This is a genomic window from Pseudomonas luteola NBRC 103146 (genome assembly GCF_002091675.1).
Lineage (GTDB): Bacteria > Pseudomonadota > Gammaproteobacteria > Pseudomonadales > Pseudomonadaceae > Chryseomonas > Chryseomonas luteola.
Genome location: NZ_BDAE01000006.1, coordinates 135,385 through 159,726, shown reverse-complemented (window position 1 = coordinate 159,726; position 24,342 = coordinate 135,385). Strand labels below are relative to the sequence as shown.

Annotated in this window: 18 protein-coding genes and 1 pseudogene; 6 read left to right on the top strand and 13 right to left on the bottom strand. The window is 59.0% G+C overall.

What is annotated here, in order from left to right; translation table 11 throughout:
• Nucleotides 1–48: 48 nt before the first annotated feature.
• Together PLU01S_RS26575 and PLU01S_RS26570 are read right to left on the bottom strand one after the other, a co-directional pair.
• Nucleotides 49–765: a methyl-accepting chemotaxis protein gene (locus tag PLU01S_RS26575; RefSeq protein ID WP_374940326.1), complete on the bottom strand. Its 717-nt coding sequence runs from the start codon at nucleotides 763–765 to the stop codon at nucleotides 49–51.
• A 171-nt stretch (nucleotides 766–936) separates the two neighbouring features.
• A pseudogene (locus tag PLU01S_RS26570) lies at nucleotides 937–1,194 on the bottom strand (HAMP domain-containing protein); the annotation flags it as partial.
• Between the two features lie 670 nt (nucleotides 1,195–1,864).
• Between PLU01S_RS26570 and PLU01S_RS09840 the strand changes: the two are divergent.
• Entirely contained in the window at nucleotides 1,865–2,047 is a 183-nt protein-coding gene (locus PLU01S_RS09840) for a hypothetical protein (RefSeq protein ID WP_019366646.1), read from the top strand.
• 54 nt (nucleotides 2,048–2,101) lie between these two features.
• Here the strand turns inward: PLU01S_RS09840 and PLU01S_RS09835 are convergent, their stop codons facing one another.
• The 10 genes from PLU01S_RS09835 to PLU01S_RS09790 form a co-directional block, all read right to left on the bottom strand.
• Nucleotides 2,102–2,809 (bottom strand): DUF3053 family protein, encoded by a 708-nt coding sequence (locus PLU01S_RS09835; RefSeq protein ID WP_074827741.1) that lies wholly within the window; start codon nucleotides 2,807–2,809, stop codon nucleotides 2,102–2,104.
• Between the two features lie 156 nt (nucleotides 2,810–2,965).
• Nucleotides 2,966–3,700, bottom strand: a complete 735-nt coding sequence (locus PLU01S_RS09830) for a hypothetical protein (protein ID WP_074827739.1) — start codon at nucleotides 3,698–3,700, stop codon at nucleotides 2,966–2,968.
• Nucleotides 3,701–3,898: 198 nt separating this feature from the next.
• Entirely contained in the window at nucleotides 3,899–5,140 is a 1,242-nt protein-coding gene (fucP, locus tag PLU01S_RS09825) for an L-fucose:H+ symporter permease (protein WP_074827736.1), read from the bottom strand.
• Nucleotides 5,141–5,180: 40 nt separating this feature from the next.
• Nucleotides 5,181–6,494 (bottom strand): MFS transporter, encoded by a 1,314-nt coding sequence (locus PLU01S_RS09820; protein WP_074827735.1) that lies wholly within the window; start codon nucleotides 6,492–6,494, stop codon nucleotides 5,181–5,183.
• A gap of 56 nt (nucleotides 6,495–6,550) precedes the next feature.
• The gene (locus PLU01S_RS09815; RefSeq protein WP_074827733.1) at nucleotides 6,551–6,904 is read right to left on the bottom strand and encodes an L-rhamnose mutarotase; all 354 of its coding nucleotides are present in this window, start codon (nucleotides 6,902–6,904) and stop codon (nucleotides 6,551–6,553) included.
• Nucleotides 6,901–7,677, bottom strand: coding sequence for an L-fucose dehydrogenase (locus PLU01S_RS09810; protein ID WP_010797502.1), 777 nt, complete (start codon nucleotides 7,675–7,677; stop codon nucleotides 6,901–6,903). The genes PLU01S_RS09815 and PLU01S_RS09810 overlap by 4 nt, the downstream gene beginning before the upstream one ends.
• Nucleotides 7,674–8,549: an amidohydrolase family protein gene (locus PLU01S_RS09805; protein WP_074827731.1), complete on the bottom strand. Its 876-nt coding sequence runs from the start codon at nucleotides 8,547–8,549 to the stop codon at nucleotides 7,674–7,676. The genes PLU01S_RS09810 and PLU01S_RS09805 overlap by 4 nt, the downstream gene beginning before the upstream one ends.
• Before the next feature lie 100 nt (nucleotides 8,550–8,649).
• Nucleotides 8,650–9,936 (bottom strand): L-fuconate dehydratase, encoded by a 1,287-nt coding sequence (locus PLU01S_RS09800; protein WP_074827728.1) that lies wholly within the window; start codon nucleotides 9,934–9,936, stop codon nucleotides 8,650–8,652.
• Between the two features lie 150 nt (nucleotides 9,937–10,086).
• Nucleotides 10,087–10,935, bottom strand: coding sequence for an ureidoglycolate lyase (locus PLU01S_RS09795; protein WP_074827727.1), 849 nt, complete (start codon nucleotides 10,933–10,935; stop codon nucleotides 10,087–10,089).
• A 39-nt stretch (nucleotides 10,936–10,974) separates the two neighbouring features.
• The gene (locus PLU01S_RS09790) at nucleotides 10,975–11,715 is read right to left on the bottom strand and encodes an SDR family oxidoreductase (protein WP_019366638.1); all 741 of its coding nucleotides are present in this window, start codon (nucleotides 11,713–11,715) and stop codon (nucleotides 10,975–10,977) included.
• 180 nt (nucleotides 11,716–11,895) lie between these two features.
• Here PLU01S_RS09790 and PLU01S_RS09785 point away from each other — a divergent pair, with 180 nt between their 5' ends.
• Nucleotides 11,896–12,663 (top strand): FadR/GntR family transcriptional regulator, encoded by a 768-nt coding sequence (locus PLU01S_RS09785; protein WP_074827726.1) that lies wholly within the window; start codon nucleotides 11,896–11,898, stop codon nucleotides 12,661–12,663.
• Between the two features lie 6 nt (nucleotides 12,664–12,669).
• Here PLU01S_RS09785 and PLU01S_RS09780 read toward each other — a convergent pair whose 3' ends face one another.
• On the bottom strand, nucleotides 12,670–13,407 hold the full coding sequence (locus PLU01S_RS09780) for an SDR family oxidoreductase (RefSeq protein WP_074827725.1): 738 nt from the start codon (nucleotides 13,405–13,407) through the stop codon (nucleotides 12,670–12,672).
• 201 nt (nucleotides 13,408–13,608) lie between these two features.
• Here PLU01S_RS09780 and PLU01S_RS09775 point away from each other — a divergent pair, with 201 nt between their 5' ends.
• The 4 genes from PLU01S_RS09775 to recB all read left to right on the top strand — a co-directional run bounded on the left by PLU01S_RS09775 (nucleotide 13,609) and on the right by recB (nucleotide 24,245).
• Nucleotides 13,609–14,673, top strand: a complete 1,065-nt coding sequence (locus tag PLU01S_RS09775) for a glycosyltransferase family 4 protein (RefSeq protein WP_074827723.1) — start codon at nucleotides 13,609–13,611, stop codon at nucleotides 14,671–14,673.
• Nucleotides 14,674–14,693: 20 nt separating this feature from the next.
• Nucleotides 14,694–16,838: an amylo-alpha-1,6-glucosidase gene (locus PLU01S_RS09770; protein WP_074827847.1), complete on the top strand. Its 2,145-nt coding sequence runs from the start codon at nucleotides 14,694–14,696 to the stop codon at nucleotides 16,836–16,838.
• Between the two features lie 205 nt (nucleotides 16,839–17,043).
• Nucleotides 17,044–20,547 carry an exodeoxyribonuclease V subunit gamma gene (gene recC / locus PLU01S_RS09765; protein ID WP_074827721.1) on the top strand — a complete coding sequence of 1,168 codons (3,504 nt, stop codon included), beginning with the start codon at nucleotides 17,044–17,046 and terminating at the stop codon, nucleotides 20,545–20,547.
• On the top strand, nucleotides 20,544–24,245 hold the full coding sequence (gene recB, locus PLU01S_RS09760) for an exodeoxyribonuclease V subunit beta (RefSeq protein WP_074827719.1): 3,702 nt from the start codon (nucleotides 20,544–20,546) through the stop codon (nucleotides 24,243–24,245). Before recC ends, recB begins: the two co-directional genes overlap by 4 nt.
• Nucleotides 24,246–24,342 lie beyond the last annotated feature (97 nt).

Below are 24,342 nucleotides of genomic sequence, written 5' to 3'. Positions count from 1 at the left end.
ACCTGAAACCAGCCATCAGCCTGTAGGGGGCGGATGGCTGTAGGTCAATCAGGCTGCGCCCAAGCGCTTGGTCAGCTCGGCCAGTCCCTGGGACAGGTTTTGCAAGTGCACCGCAGCGTCTTGCGTCTTTTCAACCTGGGCCTGGTTGGCGCTGGCAATGGCCGTAATTTCAGTCAGGTTACGAGCAATGTCTTCACTGACGGATGTCTGTTCCTCCGCTGCTGCCGCAATCTGGATGTTCTTGGCGCGCATCGAGTCGACCGAGACCGAGATGGTGTCCAGAATCGCGCCAGCTTCCTTCACCTGCGTGACGCTGCGCTCACTGATGCTCTGACCGTTCTGAATGGCCTTGGCCGCGTTGGCAGTGCCGGTCTGAACGTTGGCAATGATCTGGTTGATCTCGTTGGTCGAGTCGGCTGTGCGACGCGCCAGGTTACGGACCTCATCGGCCACAACCGCAAATCCGCGACCGGCCTCACCGGCGCGGGCGGCTTCGATGGCCGCGTTAAGCGCGAGAAGGTTGGTCTGTTCAGCAATGCCGTGGATGACTTCCATTACCTTGCCGATACGCACGCTGTCTTCTTCGAGCTGATTGATGACAGAGGCCGTACCGGCAATCTCGTCGCTCATGTCGACAATGGTCTTGATGGTGCCCTGCATGACGACGCTACCGCGCTGAACAGCCTGATCGGTTTCGGTAGCAGCAAGGGAGGCTTCGCTTGCGTGACGTGCGACTTCTTGGGCAGTAGCCGACATTTCATGCATGGCGGTCGCCACCTGATCGGTACGGGAGAACTGCTCGTTGCTGCCTTGGGCCATCTGGTTGGCAATGGCGTTCAGGTCGCGGTTGGCAGAGTCCAGGTCCTGGGTGCTCTGCTTGAGACGTGTGAATGTATCGGACAGGAAGTTACGTAGAATGCTGGCGGCTCCCGCCAGTCGACCAAGTTCATCCTGGCGGCTGGATTGGATATTTACGCTGAAGTTGCCATGACTGAGCTGATTGATATGGCCGATGAGCTCACTGATCGGTACGACCAGACGGCGATTGACCAGCCACAGGCTGATAACGAGGATGGCGATACCGCCCCCAATCAAGGCGATCAGGCCCGTCAGGAAGGTGGTGTCGGCCTGTGCACTGATTTGGGTAGATAGCTCGTCACTGTGCTTGTGCAGTTTGGTGACAAGATCGGCCATCTGGGCGGTGGCGCTACGGTCGATACCTGCAACGGCCTTGTCACCCGCCTCCGGGTCGAAGCCGGCAGCCCTGAAGCGCTCGAAACCTGTGCGATAGGCTGCGCCCAGCGTCTTGTGCTCGGCCTGCAGGCTTTGAATGGCTTGTGCGATAGAGCTGTCTGACCACGGCTGCTTGCTTAGGTCAGACAGCAGTGCCTGAACCTTTTGCTCTTCTGCCTGGAAGGCATTCCAGTGTTTTTCGCGTTTGGCGTCATCCTTGCCGCGCAGCAGGGCGTTTTTCCATTCCTGAACTTGGGTTTTAAAGTTCAGGTTGGCTTCGTCGATCAGCAAAACATTACGGATCTCATTGGCCAGGAGACCTTGATAGCGTTGAACGCTCCCGGAAAGAAATTTGAAGGAAACGATTGAAATAGCCATGAGCAGCAAGAGACTGCCGCAGAGCAGGGCAAGAACTTGAGCACGCAGGGAACGGTTAAGCATCACAGTGTCTCGAGAGAGGGAGGTACTCATCACTGTGTCGTTGAAATAGCAAAAAACTTAATGCGATAAATATTCTATCGGCTTGATAAATTAATGAATTTTTTGTGACAGGCGTCTGGCTCGAACATTTGCCGTGAATGGCTATCCAACAGAGTGACAGTCACTAACAGATAAGAACGCGAGGTGCATCATGAGTGATGAACTGCTGGCGCCCATTCACGCGATGGATCCAAGCCCGATCAACCCAGGCGGTGGCCAGGAGTCGCCCTGGCCCGATGAGCCAGTAGGGCCTGATGGAATCATTGATCACCCGGATGACGTGACCGATAACCCTGACGTGATTGACCCGGATACTCCGCTTGTCCCCAGTTGACCCATGAAAGGCTGGGCAGAGAGCCGCTGTCCAGCCTTTCCTTCACCGACTTTCCTACCCGCGACCGTAAACGACCGCTACCATCTTGCGTTGAGCCTGCATGGTCGCCTGGGCCTTGGTGTTCAGGGCCTGGAGACGGGTGTTCAGTTCTTTCTGGATAACGGGGTCGGATACTTCGATCATGGCACCGTTGACCTTGATCACGTCCTGATGGGCATTGATGTAATCAAGCGCTTCGAGCGTTGCCGTCAGGGTCTCGCTGGCAACCGGCATCATGTTTTTCATGGCTTCGGCCGGCTGGGTGACAACTCGATCATAGGCCTTGTCATAGACAGCCTTCAGATCTTCCGGCTGCTTGAAGGATTTACGCGCTTCATCCGCCTTCGCCTGTTCTTCGCTGATCAGCGCTGGCAGCTCGTTCAGTGTTTTTTGGGCAGATTGAATATCCTCGCGGCGCTGAATAGCCTGTCCCATCGAGCTGATGTTCATCTGCTTCATCGCCGTGGTCAGCGAGTCTTCGGTTCGCTCGTTGAGGGACTCGTGAAAGTGCTGCATCGCTGCATACTGGGCGCTGTATTCGCCAAAGAGGTTCTTGTCTTCGTCCCGAAGAACCGGAACGTGTACGCCGGGCTTATCGATGATGCGGGTTTGCAGGAATTCAATGAATGCCTTGCGCTGCGCCTCTTCGTTGGAGCAGGCGGACAGTAGGCAGGCGCATATCAGGGTGAAGAACAGGGCAACCGCGGGGTTACGCTTGAGCATGAGATCTCCCTATGAGCTCAAATGGAGTAGAGCCGACCTGCAACCAGAGGTCAGTCGGCGCACCGTATATAGGGGATTGGAAAGCGTGGCGAGCGGGATCAGCCGAATTGGTGAACGGGTTCTGCTTATAAGACGGACTTGACGTGTTAGGCGGTGTTAGCCCATCGGATCGAAATAGCTTTTGGCCGAGCAGTACCGTTCTTCCATCCACTTGCTTTTGTTCTGCTCATCCTTATCGTGGCGGACGCGCCAGTCCTGGCACTTTTGTCTGAAATATTCCTTAGCGCCCTTGCGGCATTCGCTATAGCCGACCGAATCCTTGCGGTAGTTGCCGCATACGCTGGTGTCGTCGATGCGGTTGTTAACAATCTCCCAGGCCGCCAGATAGCTGTCACTGCTACCCCATGCCTCAACCCAGTGCTGCTCGCTTTCCCGTACCGGGTCGGCCGGATAGATGAGCGCCCGTGGCAGGTGATCATGGTGGGCGCGGTAGGCTCTAGGGACCCCCCCTTGATGAGGGTATGGTGGCTTTCCCAGATGACAGCGAATGATCGAGTCATCTATCTCGCCGTCGCTTCGCATACAGGCCAGTTCAGCAGAAGAAGCAATTTCGGTCTGATCCAGCGAAAGATCGACAAGACCCTGGGCCGAAGGGGGAGTATCGATACCGTCAGCGGGCTCAAGCAGCGTGACAGGGGCTTGCAGCTGTTCAATATCCTCCAGCGCATTCCAGGCCAGCAGGCTGGCAAACAGCAGCAACGCCAGCCACAGAAGTTGAGCCAGGGTTAATGTACGGCGGCGCTTGAGTGGTCGGGTGACAGGATTTGGTTCATGCATAAGCATGGGCTTGTGCCCATCGTCTTGCTGTTGACCGCGGTCGTGTGTGCCCATGATGCTTCCTTGCAGGACTCGAAACGACGGTACTGACGTTGAAGATGCGTGATGAATTTCACGTTACATAAGGGTATCCAGACCAGGCGGATAAATCCAGCAGGCGGACCGTGCTTGAGCCGTTCAACCGATTGAGCAGAGATAAAAGGCAGTAAGGAGGCGATGAAGCGGACCAGGCGTACCTGGCCCGCTCGGTGGTCAGGCGCTGCGCTGCTGCGAGGCGCCGTACCAGATCACCAGGGCAAAGCAAAGCATGGGCAGCGAGTACGCGTACGCAGTGCTGCTCATATCGGCAATGAGGCCCATGAAGTAGGGCATGATCGCGCCACCCACGATAGCCATGATCATGAAGGAGCTGGCGCGCTTGGTGTGTGGGCCGAGGTTCTTCACACCCAGCGCAAAGATGGTGGGAAACATGATCGACATGAAGAAGAACACGGCGATTAAACCCACCACGGCAATGCCATCGAATCCGGCCACCACCAGACCGCACAGGAAAAAGTTGATCACGCCATAGATCATCATCAGACGAGCCGGCGCGATGAATCCCATCAGCCAGGTGCTGAAGAAACGGCCCAGCATGAAGCACAGCATGGCAATAGACAGCATGAACGACGCGGACTGGCTGGAAGTGTCGGACCAGTGCTCGGTCACGTAGTTGATAAAGAAGGCACCCACACCTACCTGCGCCGCCACGTAGAAAAACTGGGTGATGACGCCGCCAACGAAATGCTTGTGCTGCCAGAGTGTGCGGCTGTCCTGCCGGGCAACGGCTTCCTCCTGATTGCGAAGGTCGGGGAGAGTGGTCTTGGCAAAGAGCCCGGCGATCATCAGGACCAGAGCGGCGATACCCACGTAGATCATGCTGACCGAACCCAGGCTGTCGGAGGAGGCGGTACCTGCACTGTTGGTGGCCGAAAAGAACAGGGTGCCGCCCAGGATTGGGCCGGTGAACTGACCGAGGCCGTTGAAAGACTGAGCGAAATTGAGGCGGCGCTCGGCTCCGTTCGGATCGCCCAGAACCGTGGCATAGGGATTGGCTGCCGTTTCCAGGCAGCCCAGACCGCAGGCGATTACGAACAGGGCAAAAAGAAACATGGCAAAGCTGGCTGAAGACGCTGCCGGAACGAACAGCAGGGCACCTAATGCATACAGGCACAACCCGACCAGGATGCCGGCCTTGTAGCCGCGCTTGCCCATGAAGATCCCGGCGGGCAGGGCAACGATAAAATAGGCGCCGAAGTACGCCGCCTGAAGCAGGCCGGACTGCGCCTTGGTGACGTGCAGCGTTTCCTGGAAGTGTTTGTTGAGTACGTCGAGCAGGCCATACGACAGGCCCCACATGAAGAACAGGCTGGTGACAAGGATGAATGCCCATTGGTAGCCCGAGCGTTCCTGGCTGGCAACGGGTGTGGCCGTTCTGGTTTGGTTGACTAACATGACAGCTCTCCGTGGTTCTTATCGTTGTGCAGCGTTGAGGTCATTTGGTGGGTACAGCAAAACCGGCGTCCTGGCGTTGAACGGTCGTTCCTCCAAGGGCCAGCAGGCCTGCGCCAAGCAGGGCGACAGTTGCCAGGGTGTACATGCCGGCATGGGGATTGGCGAACGTCTGTTCCATATAGGTTTTAAGGGTGGGCGCAAGAAAGCCGCCCAGGTTGCCCAGCGCACCGATTAGGGCAATTGCGCTGGCTGCTGCGACACCGCCCAGGTAGCGGGTGGGAAGCGTCCAGAAGAGCGGCTGAACCGTGATAAAGCCGGCAGCCGCGAGGCAGAAGGCAAACAGCACGGGCACGATGCTTTCGATAACCGTCGATCCTGCTATGCCCACTGCGGCGAGCAGCAGCATGGCCACTGCCAGTTGGCGATGCTTGCCGGTGCGGTCTGCATAGCGAGTCACCATGAACAGTGCACCCAGGGTGAATAGCCAGGGAATGGCCGTCAGCATGCCAACCTCAAAGCCGATCTTGGTGCCGAGCAGCTGAGCGATGCGCGCCGGAAGATAAAACAGGACGCCGTAAACGCTTACCTGGATAGTGAAATAGATCAGTACGAAGTACATGACCTTTGGGTTGACGAGGGCTGCCTTCCAGGAGGAGGGGCTGTGGTCCTTCTTGTCGGTTTCTTCCTGCTCGATGGCCTTGTGCAGCGCCGTTTTCTCGTCCCGGGTCAGCCACCGTGCGTCCCGCGGGCGGTTCGGCAGGTAGAAAAAGGCAATCACGCCAATGACCGAGGCAAGCAGCCCCTCCACTACGAACATCCATTGCCAGTTGCGCAGGCCGAACACTCCGTGCATGTCCAGCAGCCAGCCGGAGACAGGGCCTCCTAGCAGCAGCGAGGCCGGTACCCCAAAGTAATAGAGTCCATAAGCCGCACCGCGGTGACGATGAGGAAACCAGTAGGTAAGGTACAGGACGACACCCGGTGAGAGTCCTGCCTCAGCTACGCCCAACAGGAAGCGGAGGATATAGAAGGATGTCTCGCTCTGGGCAAACATCATGGCAGCGGAGACAAGGCCCCAGGTCACCATGATCCGGCTCAACCAGATTCGCGCACCGATACGGTGGAGAATCAGGTTGCTGGGGACCTCGAAAAGGGCATAGCCGATGAAGAAAATGCCTGCGCCCAGCGCAAAGGCGGCATCGCCGATCCCGGTATCGGCTTGCAATGCGAGCTTGGCATACCCAACGTTAGAACGGTCGATAATGGCCATGGCAAACATCAGGGCCACGAATGGAATAATTCGGCGACGGCTCTTGGTCAGGGCACTGTCGAGCGGGGCGGTAAGCGTAGACATGAATGACTCCAGTTATTGTTGTTTTCTAGAGCGCTCACACATCAAGCAGGACGTGGCTAATCCGGGGCCGGTTGCTCAGCCAGCGCGAAGATATTTTGCATCGGAATCCATTTGCTGCCCTGCGGCGTCCAGGGTGTCGGTGTCTGGTATCGCCACATCAGCGCTTCCCATTCCTGCACCTTGGGATTGGCCGCGGCGGCGGCTTCGAAGGCATCTACACTGAAGTCAGCACTGACATCCATGATCATGAACAGGCGCGTGCCGAGGCGGTAGATCTGCATGTCCTGCACGCCGGCGTTACGCAGATGGGTGGTGATCTCGGGCCAGATACGCGCGTGCAGCTGCTCGTATTCGGCAATGAGTGCAGGGTCATCCTTGAGGTCCAGCGCCATGCAGTAGCGAGCGTTCATGTGAGTGCCCTGTCCAGATGCATATAGCCGCCATCGACCGTGAGCCATTGCCCGGTGGTATGGGCAGCGCGAGGTGATAGAAGGAAGACGACCGTGTCGGCAATCTCCTCGGGAGTGGTCATGCGCTTGCCCAGCGGAATCTTGCTGACGATTTTGTCCAGTTTGTCTTTAGGATCATCAAAGGTGTTCAGCCAGTTCTCGTACAAAGGCGTCATGACCTCGGCCGGGATGACTGCATTCACGCGGATGCCATCAGCCAGCAGCGAGGCGGCCCATTCTCGAGTAAGGGACAGTTGTGCGCCTTTGGCGGCGGTGTAACCACTGGTGTTGCCCTGGCCGGTGAGCGCGGTCTTGGAGCTGATATTGACGATGCTGCCCTGGCTATCCCGAAGGGCGTCGAGGCAGAGATGGGTCATGACGTAATAATGAATGAGGTTCTTTTCCAACGACTGGATAAACGCCTCGCGTCCAGCCTCAAGACTGACCCCGTCGTTGACCCCGGCGTTGTTGACCAGTCCGTCCAGGCGGCCGAATCGGGTCAAGGTTTGCTCGACGGCTGCGCGGCAAGAGATTTCATCGCACAGTTCAGTCTGGATAAAGAGTGTCTGTGGCTGAAGCGCGTCCAGCTTGGCGGCGAAGTCATCTTCCAACGGTGTGCGGCTGACAATCACTGGGATAGCGCCTTCGTCAGCCAGACCGAGGGAAATGGCGCCGCCGATCCCTGAGCCGCCGCCGGTTACGATAAAAACTTTTCCATCCAGATGCAGGTTCATGCGGCGTGCTCCTGTGCATTGACCGTAAGGCCATACAGGCGAATTGCATTGCCGCCCATGATGGCGGACTGCTCGGCGGATGAGAGGGGCGCGATGGCCAGCTGAGCCAGGGCATGGGCATGGTCGTACTCGCTCGCCAGCCGGCACACCGGCCAGTCCGATCCGAACAGCACGCGCTCCGGGCCGAACAGCTCCAGCGCCTGGTTCATGTAGGCGACCAGATAGTCCGGTCGCCAGGTTGTCCAGCCAGCTTCGGTAATCAGGCCGGACAATTTGCAGTACACATGGGGCAGGGCGGCCAGTGGCGCGAGCTGCTCAGCCCAGGTTTGCAGGTTGCCGTGTGCGATATCGGGTTTGCCCAGATGATCAAGCACCAAAGGTTGGCGATCATGCCTTCGGGCAAAGGTGTACGCGGCCTTGAGCGAGGGGGACTTGATAAGGATTTCATAGAGGTAGCCGCGGGCCTGAATAATGGCCACACCCTTGTTGAATGCGGTGTCGGCGAGAAAGGCATCCGGGTCCGCTTCGTCCTGGATCTGGTGGCGAAAGCCACGCAGGCGCGGCTGGCCTTGCCAGCGATCGAGCGACTCAAGCAGGTTGGGCGCTTGTAGATCTACCCAACCAATAACGCCGGCAATCCACGGATGTTTCGCAGCCAGCGCCAGCAGTGCGTCAGTCTCCTCCTCGCATTGCCGGGACTGAACGGCAATGCATCCCGCCATCTGGTGTTCTTTAAGAAGCGGCTCGAGATCCGAGGGCAGATAGTCGCGCTTTAACACTGACATGCTGTTGTCGATCCAGCGGTACTGATCCGGCTCGTAATGCCAGAAGTGTTGATGTGCGTCGATTCTGGGTATTTCAGGGCGTGTCATTGTTATTGTCTCCTGAAAGCAGTGGGCGGCGGGATCGGTGAGGCTGGTCCCTCCGATATGCTCGTTGAGTAAAAGGGTAGGCCCTCTACTCAACCTGCCGCTAAGTGTTACGGGGAAACCGATACTGCTGGCGCGAGGCCGGTTTCATGGTGATCGAAAATCCTGGTGCCTGGGGCGGCAGGTAGGCGGGGCCCTTCATGACGCAGGGGTCTTCGAAATGCTCATGAAGATGATCGACATACTCCACAACGCGCCCTTCATGCGTGCCCGCCACGCACAGGTAATCGATCATCGAGATATGTTGCACGTATTCGCACAGTCCAACGCCGCCGGCATGGGGGCAGACAGGTAGCTCGTACTTGGCGGCCATCAGCAGCACAGCAAGCACTTCGTTCAAACCACCCAGACGACAGGCGTCGAGCTGTACTACGTCGATGGCGCCACGCATGATGAATTGCTTGAACAGGATGCGGTTCTGGCACATCTCGCCGGTAGCCACCTTGACCGGGGTAATACCCTCTTTGATCGCGCGATGACCTTCTACGTCGTCCGGGCTGGTGGGTTCCTCGATGAACCAGGGCTTGGCAAACGACAGCTTGTTTACCCAATCGATGGCCTCGTTGACTTCCCAAACCTGGTTGGCATCGATCATCAAGTGTCGGTTCGGGCCTATCACTTCACGGGCAATGGTGACGCGGCGGATATCGTCCTCAAGGTCACGGCCGACCTTGAGCTTTACATGAGAGAAGCCGGCATCGATGGCCTCCTGACAGAGGCGGCGGAGTTTGTCATCCGGATAGCCAAGCCAGCCGGCAGAGGTGGTGTAGCAGGGGTAGCCATGGGCCTTGAGCAGGCCGATGCGTTCTTCTTTGCCTTTGGCGCGCTCCGTGAGCAGTTGTATCGCTTCTTGCGGTGTGATGCAGTCGGTGATGTAGCGAAAGTCGACGCACCGTACGAATTCTTCCGGCGACATGTCGGCGACCAGCTGCCAGACCGGCTTGCCAACCTGCTTGGCCCACAGGTCCCAGGCCGCATTCACGACGGCACCGGTCGCCAAGTGGATGGCGCCCTTGTCCGGACCGATCCAGCGCAGTTGGCTGTCGCTGGTCATGTGACGCCAGAAGCGGCCCATGTCTGCCGTGATCCATTCCAGATCAAGCCCTTTGATCTGACCTTCCAGTGCCTGAATGGCCGCACAGCAGATCTCGTTGCCCCGGCCAATGGTAAAGGTCATGCCGTGGCCTTCGAGCTCAGGTTGGTCGGTTTCAAGAATCACATAGGCGGCAGAGTAATCGGGATCGGGGTTCATGGCGTCCGACCCGTCCAATGCCTGTGACGTAGGAAAACGAATGTCCTCTACGCGAAGACCGGTGATTGTTATTGTCATATCGGTTCTCCGGAAGCCCTTGATGCCGGGCTTGTCAACGCTGTGTTGGAGGCCCGCTCAAAAGCTCTTCATATGAGAGCGCATGTTGAGCGGGCGCTTCTCCGGGCGTGCGACGCGGTTAAACGTCCCAATCACCCGAGAGGCATGGTTTCAGTCAGCCTGAACCGTGCGCTGCTTCTGCTCGCCCAGGCCCGCGATGCCCAGGCGCATTTCCTGGCCGGGCTTCAAGTAGACTGGTTCGGGCTTGATGCCCAGCCCCACTCCAGGCGGGGTGCCGGTGGAAATGACGTCACCCGGTTGCAGGCTCATGCAGCGGCTCAGGTAGGCGATCAGCTCCGGCACCTTGAACACCATGGTGCGGGTATTGCCGTTCTGGTAACGCTTGCCATCCACTTCCAGCCAGAGGTCGAGCGCGTGCGGATCGGCTATTTCGTCCTTGGTGACCAGCCAGGGGCCGAGCGGGCCGAAGGTGTCGAATCCCTTGCCCTTATCCCAGGTGCCGCCACGCTCGATCTGCCACTCACGCTCGGATACATCATTGATGACGCAATAGCCCGCTACATAATCCATGGCGTTGGCTTCGTCGATGTAGCGCCCGGCCTTGCCAATCACCACGCCCAGCTCAACTTCCCAATCGGTCTTGGTGGAGCCACGCGGGATCTCTACGTCGTCGTTCGGGCCACAGATGGCGCTGGTCCACTTGTTGAAGACCACCGGCTCCTTGGGGACGTCAAGACCGGACTCGGCCGCATGGTCGGCGTAGTTAAGACCGATACAGATAAACTTGCCGACACGGCCGACGCAGGGGCCGAGGCGAGGGGAACCGCTCACAACGGGCAGGCTGCTCGGATCAATGTTCCTGAGCGTGGCGAGTCCTTCAGCCGTGATGGCCTGACCGGCGATGTCATCAATATGGCCAGAGAGGTCACGAATCTGACCCTGAGCATCCAGCAGGCCCGGCTTCTCCTGACCTTTTTCCCCGTAACGCAGCAATTTCATGAGCGGTTTCCTTGTGCGATAAATTGGTGTGCGGTGGGCTTAAGCGACCCAGCCGCCATCGATTACGTTGATGGTGCCCGTTGTGAAGCCTGAGGCATCGGAACCCAGATAGAGCGCCAGTGCAGCGATTTCCTCGGGCTTGCCGATTCGGCCCATAGGTTGGCGGGACACAAACGCAGCATAGACTTCGTCTTCGGCTCGGCCTTCCTGCTGGGCTTGCGCCGCAATACGCTGGCGCAGGGAAGGCGAGTCGACCGTGCCGGGGCAGATCGCATTGCAGCGGATGCCTTTGGCGACGAAATCAGCCGCTACGGATTTAGTCAGGCCGAGAACAGCGGCCTTGCTGGCGCAATAGGCGAAGCGATTCGGTACGCCTTTCACACTGGAGGCCACTGACGACATATTGATAATCGAGCCGCCGCCGTTTTCGATCATGGCCGGTAAAAAGGCACGAATCATCCGGTACATGGCGGTAACGTTCAGATCGAAGGAGAACTTCCAGGCCTCTTCATCACAGTCGAGAATGGTGCCGCTGTGCACGTAACCGGCGCAGTTGAATAGCACATCAATAGCGCCTAACTCACTGGCAAGTGCCTGGATAGCATCGGGCTGAGTGACATCAAGAACATGGGTACGAACATTGGGAAGCTCGGCGAGGGCGGTAGCGTTGATATCGACCGCAATGACGTCAGCGCCCGCTTCGGCAAAGGCCAGAACGCTGGCCCTGCCAATTCCTTGAGCAGCGGCGGTGACGAGGACACGTTTTCCAGCAACGGACATGAGAGCCTCCTGTTTTTATTATTCGTATGGATGACCCGCTTGCGTTAACCGCTGCTATGCTGGGGGCATATCGAGCGGCTAATGGTCAGGCCATTGGTCCTCTGGTTTAGCAGTGAGTCAGCGGCTGCGCAAGTTTTTTCTGTAGCGCAAGCGACGCGATGTATGCCAGCGGGATACGTGATGCCAATACAAACAATTGAAAATCCAAGGCTTTATCGTCAGATCGCCGATCAGCTGCGCAGCCTGATCGACAGTGGCGAATTTCCTCCTGGGAGTCGCCTGCCGGCCGAGCGGGAGCTGGCCAAACAAATGGGCGTAAGCCGGGCCTCGGTACGTGAGGCACTTATTGCACTGGAGGTCATCGGCCTGGTGGATGTGCGGGTTGGTAATGGCGTTCTGGTCTGCGCCAATGACCAGCGCCCGGCGGACGATGCGCCGGTGATGGAGCTGGCGGCGCGCGGCCAATGGGTAGGGCCTGATCCCGAGCTGGATGTACAGGTGGATTTCAATGCCGAAATCCCGCCGTTCTCGCTGCTTCAGGCGCGTCAGCTGATTGAGCCGGAAGCGGCGGCCCTGGCTGCAATCAATGCCAGCGAGGAAGAGTTGGCCGGTATTCACGCGGCCTATGAGCGCAATGTGCAGGACAACCGCGAGGGCTCGACGACTCATCCCGGCGATCGACTGTTTCATATCCGCATCGCCCAGGCCAGCGGTAATCCGGCCTATGCCCTGATGATCCAGCACCTGCTGGGGCACCGCTATGGCTCGATGTTTCAGCGCTTGCAGGCACACTACACCCCTGATGACATGCCCCATCGCTCTGAGGACGAGCATCTGCGTGTACTGAAGGCTCTGCAGGCCCGCAATGCGCAAGAGGCGCGCTCCGCCATGCGGGCGCACCTGGATGAGGTGATTCGGATCTTTTCTCGCGGTCAGGAAGCGGAGTAATCGCCTTTATTCCATGGCTGTCGGCCTGAGCAGGATTTCATTGATATCGACCGCTGCCGGTTGACCGATGGCAAAGGCAATGGACTGGGCGACCGACAGGGCGGGGATAGCCATTTCATGAATGTGCCGCACGCTTTTGGCAACGTCTTCGTCCGTTACGCTATTGGGCAGCTCCGTGTCGACCGGGCCGGGTGAAATGATCGTGCTACGGATGTTGTAGGGCGTCATCTCCATGCGCAGCCCTTCGGCAATCGCGCGTACGCCGAATTTGGTTGCCGAATACACGGCACTGGTCGGGCGCACCCGATGGCCGGACAGGGACGAGACATTGATGATGTGTCCGCTCTTCTGCTGCTGCATGATCGGCAGGACCGCCGCAATCCCGTAAAGGGTGCCCTTGAGATTGATATCGATCATGCGCTCCCAATCTTCGACCTTACGCTGATCGAGTCGCGAGTTGGGCATGATGCCCGCATTGTTGATCATCACATCGACCCGCCCGCAGGTCGTAACGGCTGCCTGGATAAGCGCCTCGACGTCATCCCGCTTGGCCACATCCATCTGCACCACCTCAACGCGACCGCCAACGGTTCGCAGCCCCTCGGCAATGGCGTTCAGTTTATCCAGCCGACGTGCGCCCAGGACGACCGTCGCGCCCTCTGAGCTCAATAGCCGTGCGGTGGCCTCGCCAATGCCACTGCTGGCACCGGTAATGACAATGACCTTGCCTTTTATGTTGCTCATGGCTGTTACCTGAATCGACTGGTTTACGAGGGAGTGCCTGAACGCAGGGAGGTTCCAGACATGGGTCAGCAGAGCGGCCTTTGCTACTCGGCAGCGCTTGAAATTTATCGGCTGATCCTTACATTTTTCCGCGGCGTTTTTCGCCGGCGAACATTCGCACCTTTCTGGCCTTGTTCATCCTTTTTTCAAGGAGATTAATTGATGAAGATCGCGCAGATTGCCCCCTTGTATGAAGCGGTGCCGCCTAAGCTCTACGGTGGTACCGAAAGGGTCGTGGCTCATCTGACCGATGCGCTGGTCGAATTGGGACATGAAGTGACCCTGTTTGCGTCTGCTGATTCATGTACGTCCGCCCAACTTGTGCCCGGTTGCGAGCGGGCGCTACGACTGGACCCTGCACCGCTCAAGTCTGATATTGCCAGTCACTTGAGCATGCTGCACACGTTGCAGGAGCGGGCCGATGAGTTTGATGTCCTGCATTTTCATGTGGATCTACTGCATTTCCCCTTGTTCGAGCCCTTGGCTGAGCGGACTCTGACCACTCTCCACGGGCGGCTCGACCTTAAGGGATTGCCGGAAGCCTACCGGCGTTGGCACCGGTTCCCGCTGGTGTCCATTTCTCACCATCAACGCACGCCACTGGCTTTTGCCAACTGGCATGGCACCGTGCATCACGGTCTGAATGCGTCCACGTACCGGTTCCATGAGCAGATGGGCGAAGGGTACTTGGCATTTCTGGGCCGCATTTCTCCAGAGAAACGGCCTGATCGGGCGATTGCCATTGCACGGCAGGCAGGTGTTCCCATCAAGTTGGCGGCCAAGGTGGACAACGCCGACCGCAAGTACTTCGAACAGGAGATCAAGCCGCTTCTGGATGATCCGCTGGTGGAGTTCATTGGCGAAATTGGTGACAGTGAAAAATCCGAATTTCTGGGTAACGCGCGGGCGCTGCTCTTTCCCATCGACTGGCCTGAGCCGTTCGGGCTGGTGATGATCGAGGCCATGGCCTGCGGGACGCCGGTGATTGCCTGGCACTGTGGCTCAGTGCCAGAAGTCGTGGAGCCGGGCGTGACCGGGTATATCGTAACGAGTGAAGAGCAGGCCGTGGAGGCGGCGCGGCAGGTCCTGACCCTGGATCGACGTCGGGTTCGCGAGATATTCGAGCAGCGCTTCTCCGCCACGGCCATGGCCAAACACTATCTGGAACTGTACCGGCAGCTGCCGGGCAATCGGAACACTGAAGTCAACTTCAAGCAAACGGCGTAACGACCATGGGTGAAATCCTTATGTCTGATCAGTCAGCACAGCAAGGAAGCGAGGTCGAACAGGCGCGTCATCCCGAACGCCTGTTCGTGCTCATGGAGGGTGATACTTTTGTCGTGGCAGATGCCTATGGCGACATGGGTGGGCGGGACGATGGCTTGTTCCATAACGATACCCGCATCGTGTCCCGTTACCGATTGACCGTGGCGGGGAGGCGACCATCGCTGCTGTCAGCGTCGGTCAGTCAGGATAATGTCTACTTTACCTCCCATCAGACCAACCAGCCGTTGCCGCGGCTGGGTGAAAGCACGACGCCCGAAGGCGTGATTCACATCGAACGCAAGCGCTTTGTCTGGAAGGGGTATGTGCATGAGCGCATCCTGCTGGCCAACTACAGTGACTTGTCTACTGAGGTGCCGCTGGAGCTTGAGTTTGGCGCGGACTTCCGAGACATGTTTGAAGTGCGTGGACAACAGCGTAGCCATCGGGGCGAGCAGGAGCATACCCAGATGGCCGAGCGCAGTGTCACGCTACGGTATCTTGGGCTCGATGAGCAGCCGCGCCGTGCTGCCATCAGTTTTTCCGAACAGCCTGTTGAGTTAAGCGAGCAAGGCGCGCAGTTCAGGGTGGCTCTGGAAGGACGTGGAAGCTGGGAGCTGTATATCGACATTGGACCAGAACCGGCTCAGCCTTCGCGGGCACGTTATCGGCAGGCCGCTGCACAAGCGCGGCGCAGTATGCGCAGGCGACAGCGGCGGGGTGCTCAGGTCAAAGCCTCTGGCCGTCTGTTCCAGGCGTGGCTGGAGAAGTCCCGTGCGGATCTGGCGCTGCTCACAGCGGAGCTGCCTAGCGGGCCGTATCCCTACGCCGGTGTACCCTGGTACTCAACACCTTTCGGCCGTGATGCCATCATCACGGCGCATCAGGTGCTCTGGTTGAATCCTGAGCTGGCCCGTGGGGTGCTGTCTTACCTTGCGCAACATCAGGCTCATGAAACGTCGAGCTTCCGGGATGCCGAGCCTGGCAAGATCATGCATGAGACGCGCAAGGGCGAAATGTCGGCGCTAAACGAGCTGCCGTTCGGTCGCTATTATGGCGGGGTGGATACCACACCGCTGTTCGTCATGCTGGCTGGAGCCTATGCTCGGCGTACGGGCGACCGGGCATTCATCCAGGAAATCTGGCCCGCACTGCAGGAGGCTATTCGCTGGGTTGAGGGTAATGCCGAGCGTAACGCACAGGGGTTCATCAGTTATGCCCGTGCAGAAGAGAGTGGTCTGGCCAACCAGGGATGGAAGGACAGTCATGACTCGATTTTCCATGCCGATGGCCGTACACCGGATGGTTCGATCTCACTGATTGAAGTGCAAGGGTATGCTTATAAGGCGTATCTGAGCATGGCTGAACTGTCGGAATGGCTCGGTGAGCAGGACAAGGCCGCGCACTGGCGCACACGGGCCGAGCATCTGCGGGCAGCGGTGGAAAAGCATTTTTGGCTGGAGGGGCGGCAGTTCTATGCCCTGGCCCTGGATGGCCATGGCGAGGCATGTGCGGTTCGAGCCTCCAATGCAGGCCACCTCTTGTTTACGGGGCTGCCTCAATTGGCGCGTGGTCAGGCCGTTTCGCAACAGCTCTTGTCCCGCGCCTTCAATTCCGGATGGGGCGTACGGACCCTGGTGCCAGACGCTGTACGGTTCAACCCCATGTCCTATCACAATGGCTCGGTCTGGCCACATGATGTGGCCCTGTGCGCCGCCGGTATGGCGCGCTACGGTGAGCGGGAAGGGGTGGTACGTCTGCTCGGAAACATGTTTGAAGCCGCGGCCCATTTCGGGATGCGTTTGCCAGAGCTCTTCTGCGGTTTCGAACGTGCGCCGGGCGAAGCGCCGATTGCCTATCCGGTGGCCTGTCTACCCCAGGCGTGGGCCGCCGGCTCGGTATTTATGCTGCTACAGGCTTGCCTGGGCGTAGAGATCGATGGGTACACCGCAAGCGTCACGATCACTCAACCCCGCTTGCCGTTTGGCATCGACCGTATTCAGCTGAAACGGCTACGCCTGGGCCAGCAGGAGATAGACCTGACCTTCCAGCGGCTCGGCGAGCGTGTGGTCGCGTTTGTAGACGGCCAATACGGACCTCAGCCGGTCCGGGTTGATATACGTCTTTGAGTCGATGGCAGGGCTGGCCCGGCTGGCCCTGCCTGCTCAACAGACGAGCGGTAAGACGCCCGTCTGCCGTGGTATTGCTGAGGTCAAGAAAGCGCTATTCAGCACGAAAACCTTACCGGTGGCTTTGAACAGGTCTGGCTCTTGAGCCGTGATCTCCGTACGCTTCGCCTTTTTTGCAGTTCCAGATCTACCCAGAGGCTTATTCATGCAGGACGCGGCTCATCTGACGCCCGGTTTTATGGTCGTTCACGGCAATCGTCTGGAGGACCTGCGCAATCTGACTGTTGCCTGGATGCGCCATCATCCCCTCGCGCCTCTGGAAAACGAGCAGGTGCTCGTGCAGAGTAACGGCATCGCCCAATGGCTCAAGCTGGCCCTGGCCGAAGACCCGACGGAGGATGGCGAAGGCGGCTGCGGTATTGCGGCGGCTATTGATGTACAGCTGCCGTCGGCTTTCTTATGGCGGGTGTATCGACAGGTCTTGGGTCGCGATACCGTTCCGGCGTCTTCCCCGCTGGATCGTACGCCGCTGACGTGGCGTCTGGTGCGGCTGCTGCCCAGCCTGCTTGAGCGGCCAAGCTTTGCCTCGCTGCGGCGCTTCCTCGATGAAGACAGCGACATGCGCAAGCGCTACCAATTGGCAGAGCGTCTAGCCGATCTCTATGATCAGTATCAGGTGTACCGCGCCGACTGGCTGGAAGACTGGGCCAATGGCAAGGATCAACTGAACAAGCTACGTGATGGCGCCGTACCGCTGCCGCCGATATGCCAATGGCAGGCAGAGCTGTGGCGTGCCTTGCTGGCGGATGTGGGCGATGACGGCATGGCGGAAAGCCGGGCGGGGGTGCATCAACGCTTCATCAGCACCATGAAGGCGCTGGAACAAGCCCCTTCGCACCTGCCGCGGCGGGTCGTTGTATTCGGCATCTCATCGGTTCCCGCCCAGCTCCTGGAAGCCCTGGCCGCCTTGGCGCGCTTCAGTCAGGTGTTGCTGTGTGTTCACAACCCGTGCCGCCACCACTGGGGTGACATCGTGGCGGACAAGGACCTCTTGCGCCATGAATACAAGCGGCAGCTGCGCAAGCCGGGTATGCCTATGCAGATTGATCTTGATGAACTACACCAGCATGGTCATCCCTTGCTCGCCAGCTGGGGTAAGCAAGGCCGCGATTACATCAACTTATTAGATCGCTTTGATGAACCGGATAGCTACAAGCATCAATTTAAAGATCTGAGTGATGGCCGAATTGATTACTTCCATGATGTTGCAACTAAGTCGAATCCTAAGCACATGCTCGCCCAATTGCAGGACGATATTCTCGATCTGCGCCCCTTGAGTGAAACCCGCGAGCGTTGGCCGGCCGTCAATCCCACTAAAGATCAGTCCATTCGTTTCCACATTGCTCACAGCCCGCAGCGCGAGGTGGAAATTCTCCACGATCAGCTCTTGGCACGCTTCTCGGAAGACCCTACGTTGCGTCCGCGGGACGTCATCGTCATGGTGCCGGACATCGACAGCTATGCGCCCCACATTCGCGCCGTGTTCGGGCAGCTGGACAGCCATGATCCGCGCTTCATTCCGTTCACGTTAGCGGATCAGGGGCAGCGTGGTCGTGATCCGCTCCTGATTGCACTGGAACATCTCCTGCGTTTGCCGGAAAGCCGCTTTTCGGTGAGCGAGATCCTTGACCTGCTGGACGTCCCGGCCCTGCGCAAGCGCTTCGGCTTGAATGACACCGACCTGACAACCCTGCATCGCTGGATCGAGGGTGCCGGTATCCGCTGGGGTTTGGATGCCCGGCAGCGGGCACGGCTGGATCTTCCGGATGATCTCACCCAAAACACATGGCGTTTCGGTCTGCGGCGCATGTTGCTGGGGTATGCCGTGGGGCAGGGCGTGGCACGGGATGAAATCGAGCCGTTCGACGAGATTGGTGGCTTGGATGCTGCCCTGGTCGGCCCGCTGGTTACCTTGATGGATGCGCTGGACAAGGCCCATGACGAGCTGGCCGAGCCTGCCACTCCTGCAGTATGGGGCGAGCGTCTGCAAATGGTGCTGCGCACGTTCTTCGTGTCTTCCAGCGAACGTGACGAGTACTTGCTTGGCCAGCTGGAGCAGCTGCGTGAAGACTGGCTGGACACCTGCGAGGCGGTCCAGTTGGACGAAACGTTGCCGCTTACGGTGGTGCGTGAGGCATGGCTCGCCGGGTTGGATGAGGGCAAGCTGTCCCAGCGTTTTCTGGCAGGCGCAGTGAATTTCTGTACCCTTATGCCCATGCGTGCCATTCCATTCCGGGTGGTGTGCCTCCTGGGTATGAACGATGGCGATTATCCACGCGCCCAGCCGCCGTTTGACTTTGACCTGATGGGCAAGGACTATCGCCCCGGCGATCGCTCCCGCCGTGAAGACGACCGCTATCTGCTATTGGAAGCACTGCTGTCTGCCCGTGATCAGCTCTATATCAGCTGGATTGGCCGTAGCATTCGCGACAACAGTGATCGACCGGCCTCCGTTCTGCTAGGCCAGTTGCGTGATCATTTGGCCGCAGGTTGGACGTTGATAGATGAGGGTCCTGATAAGGAAAAGGGTAAGGAGGGCGAGCGCTTGCTTGAGGCGTTGACTCAGGAGCATCCGCTACAGCCCTTTAGCATCCGCTATTTTCAGGGCGAGCCGGGCTTTTTCAGCTATGCCCGCGAGTGGCTTGCCGTGCACGACAAGCAGCCGTCGCGAGGCCAGGAACCCATACTTCCGCCCCATGAGCAGGACGAGCCGCTGAGCCTGAATCAGCTACAGGATTTTCTGCGCCATCCGGTGCGGCATTTCTTCTCCCAGCGGCTCAAGGTGCATTTCGAAGAAATTGCCATTCCGACCCAGGACAAGGAACCCTTTGTACTCGACGGCCTGACCCGGTATGCCTTGAGCGAAAGCCTGCTTGATGCCGCCTTGAAGGCACCGGAACGCGCCGAAGAGGCGCTGCGTGCGCAGGGGCAGCGGTTGCAGCGCAGCGGTCTCTTGCCACTGGCAGGCTTTGGTGAGCTGATGCAGCAAGAGCTGATCCAGCCACTGCCTGACTTGCTTGAACGCCATACCGGCCTGCTGGTGGCGTGGCCGGAAGAGGTGGCAGGTGCACAGCCGCTCAGCTTCGAGCACAAGGGTCTACGCCTGGAGGGTTGGCTTGAGCGGTTACGTCGCCGCTCGGATGGCAGCCTGATTGCAATTACACCTGTTCCGAATGAAATCGGTTCGGCCAAGACACGTAAATGGTATCGGCTGATCCGACCGTGGATCGTGCACCTGACGGCCTCCGCCTGTGGCGTGCCGCTTACGACGGCCTTGGTGGCCACCGATGAAACCTTGATGCTCGCTCCGCTGGAAACCGCCCAGGCAGCCGCTGCGCTACGTGATCTTTTGCTCGCTTGGCAGCGTGGCATGTGTTGTCCACTGCCGGTCGCGGTAAAAACGGCGTTTGCCTGGCTCAATGCCGAGCAGGACCCCGTCAAGGCGCAAATGGCGGCTCGTAAAGCCTATGAAGGTGATGGTATAAACAGCCTGGGCGAGCGAGCTGAAAGCCCAGCCTTGATGCGTCAATACCCGGACTTCGCTAGTCTGACCGCCAGCGAGGAATTCGAGGGCTGGTGCAACGCCTTGTATCGCCCCATGTTCGAGGCGGGATGGTACGACCAGCCAGCACAAGGAGCCGCCGCATGACTACACCACAGAACCGGCCGCTTGCGTTGCGCTTTCCCTTGCGCGGTAGCCAGCTGATCGAGGCGAGCGCTGGCACCGGCAAGACCTTTACCATTTCCGCCTTGTACGTACGCCTGATTCTTGGGCATGGCGGCGAAGAAACCGGCTTTGGCCGCGAGCTGCTGCCACCACAAATTCTGGTCGTGACCTTTACCGACGCCGCCACGCGTGAGCTGCGTGACCGAATCCGTGCGCGCCTGTTCGAGGCCGCCCGCTATTTTCGTGGCGAGATCGATGCGCCCGACGCGTTGATCGAAGCGCTACGGGATGATTTTTCTGAGGCTCAGTGGCCTGGCTGTGCACGCAAGCTGGAAATGGCCGCGCAATGGATGGACGAATCCGCCGTTTCCACCATTCACAGCTGGTGCCAGCGCATGCTGCGCGAGCATGCGTTCGACAGTGGCAGTCTGTTCAACCAGACCCTGGAAACGGACCACAGCGAACTCCTGGCTGAAGTGGTGCGGGATTACTGGCGACGGTTCTGTTATACCCTGAGCGGTGAATCGCTGGCCTGGGTGCGCGAGCATTGGGTCAGCCCTGACCAGTTGGCAGAATCCGTACGCGAGCTGATCGTAGGCGAGACGCAAGGTATTGCCGACCAGGAGCCGGGCACGCTGATCGATGAGTGCCTGACGCGCAAGCGAGGACTGCTCCGAGAGCTAAAAGCACCGTGGGCGGTCTGGGCTGAAGAGCTGCGCCTGTTGTGTGATGATGCCTGTGCCCGCAAGGTGGTGGATGGCCGCAAGCTCAAGGCGCAGTGGTATGTACCCTGGTGCGAAAAGATCACGGCTTGGGCGCAGGATGAATCCGCTGAGCTGCTTGATATCGGCAAGGGATTCGAGCGCTTTACGCCAGAGGGATTTGCTGAGGTCTGGACCAAGGCGACTGCCCCGGACCATCCCGCGCTGGCAGAAATGAGCCGGCTCAAGGCCGCATTGGACAGCCTACCCAAACCGGACGTTGAACTCCTGCAACACGCCGCGCACTGGATCAAGCAGCGCTTCATTCTGGAAAAGCGCCGCCGTGCGGAAATGGGCTTCGATGACCTCCTGGCCCGTCTGGACGTAGCCCTGCAAAGTGACGGGGCAGGAGAGCGTCTGGCTGAACTGATCCGCGAACAGTTTCCGGTGGCCCTGATCGACGAATTCCAGGACACCGATCCGGTGCAGTACCGCATCTTCGAGACGATCTACCGGATACAGGATAACCGGCAGGATATCGGGCTGTTCCTGATTGGAGACCCGAAACAGGCCATTTATGCCTTTCGCGGCGCGGACATCTACACCTACCTGAAGGCACGCTATTCCACCGAAGGACGCCTGCATACGTTGGATACCAACTATCGCTCCAGCGAGGCCATGGTGGCTGCCGTCAACCAAGTATTCGAGCAGGCCGAGCAGCATGAGGAGGGACGCGGCGCCTTTCTGTTCCGTAAAGACGGTGAAAATCCGCTGCCGTTCCAGCCCGTCAGAGCACAGGGTCGTAAGGAACGTTTGGTGGCCGAAGGGCAGGGTATACCGGCGCTAACCCTCTGGCACTCCAACGAGATCGAGCCGGTTTCCAAAACCGCTTACCTTGCACAACTGGCGCAGGTGGCGGCCAGCGAGATCGTGCGCCTGCTTAATCTAGGGCAACAGGATAAGGCCGGTTTCGAGCATCCGAAGAAAGGTTTTAGTGGATTGCGCCCGGCAGATATCGCTGTGCTGGTGCGGGACGGTATCGAGGCCCAAGCCATTCGTAGCCAGCTGGCGGCCCGTGGGGTACGTAGCGTTTATTTGTCGGACAAAGACTCGGTCTTCAACTCTCAGGAAGCACACTGCCTACTCTCCTGGCTGCGTGCGTGCGCCGAGCCGGATGTCGATCGTGTGCTCCGTGCCGGGCTGGCCAGTATCACGCTGGACCTGCCGCTGGCCGAGCTGGACAGGCTTAACCACGACGAGCGCGCCTGGGAGTCACGGGTCATGCAGTTCCGCCACTACCGGACCCTCTGGCGTACCCAGGGCGTGCTACCCATGTTGCGCCGTTTTCTGCATGACTTTCAGTTGCCGCAAACACTGATGGCACGGGTTGACGGTGAGCGTGTACTGACCAACCTCTTGCATCTGGCGGAGCTTCTGCAACAAGTGGCGACCGAGCTGGATGGTGAGCAGGCCCTGATTCGCTATCTGGCGGAGCACCTTACCGAAGGCCATACCGCCGAGGAGCAGATCCTGCGCCTGGAAAGCGATGAGGCACTGGTCAAGGTTGTTACCATTCACAAGTCCAAAGGCTTGGAGTATCCACTGGTCTTCCTGCCCTTTATCTGCTCGTTCCGTCCAGTGGACGGCAGCCGTATTCCGGTGCGTTATCACGACCTCGACGGCACACCCAAGATGACCCTGACGCCGGATGCCGAGGTGATCATAGCCGCAGATGAAGAGCGTCTGGCCGAGGATCTGCGCTTGCTGTACGTTGCCCTGACGCGTGCACAACACGCCTGCTGGATGGGCGTGGCTGACCTTAAGCGCGGGCAGAGCAAGGAGTCGGCTTTCCACCGCTGCGCCCTGGGATATCTCACGACCGGAGGAGAGGTGCTGTCGTCCTCGGGTGTGTTGGCGGGCATGTTGGAAGAGATGACAGGTAAACTGCCGGCCATCTCGGTGGGGCCGCTGCCGGAAATCACCACTGCACGCTTCGCGCCTCGCGAAGAGGTGCGGCCTGAGCTCAAGGCCTGCCAGCCACGGCGCGTAGTCGCGGAGCACTGGTGGATTGCCTCTTATAGTGCGTTGCGCATCGGCGAGCTGACTGACGAGGCAGAGACCGCCGTTCTGCATACCGACCTGTCACCCGAAAGCCCGGAAGCACAAAAACTGTTCGACGATGACCGCCTGGACGATGACGCCCAGCCCGCCATAGCTAGCAGCGGAGTCGACCTGCATCGGTTCCCCCGCGGTCCGGGTCCGGGAACGTTTTTGCACGGTCTGCTGGAGTGGGCGGGTAATGAGGGTTTTGCGAACATAGCCGAACAGTCCGAGCTGATCGAAGACACTGTGGCACGCCGTTGCAACCGGCGCGGCTGGGAAGGCTGGATTGCTACCCTGAGCGATTGGCTGAAAGAGCTGCTGACAAGGCGTCTACCGCTCGGTTCACCGGGCTCGTCTGTGACGCTGGCCCAGCTCACGCACTACCAGATCGAAATGGAGTTCTGGTTCTCTACCCATCGGCTGGAGGCGGAGGCACTCGATCAGCGGGTGCGTCGCTACGTCATGCCAGGCAAGCCACGCCCCTCGGTTGAGCGAAGCCTGCTTAACGGCATGTTTAAAGGGTTCGTTGACCTGACGTTCGAGCATGAGGGTCGCTATTACGTAGCGGACTACAAGTCCAACTGGTTGGGCGCCGATGATGCCGCTTATACCCAGGAGGCCATGGCGGGCGCTGTGCTAGAGCATCGCTATGACCTCCAGTACGTCATTTATCTGTTGGCGCTGCATCGCCAGCTTAAGGCGCGTCTTCCAGACTATGATTACGACCGTCACATGGGCGGTGCTCTTTATCTTTTCCTGCGGGGCAGTCGTGCTGCCAGCAAGGGCGTGTTCTTTACTCGACCACCACGTGAGCTGATCGAAGAACTCGACCTGTGCTTTCAGGGAAGTCCTCAACTGACCGGGGAATACGCATGACTCAAGAACAACTTTCCTTATTCGATATGGCTTTTGCCGACGAGCCTGCGTCAGCCGATGCTGCAGCCGCTGCGCCGGCCAGGATAGCCACTGCACT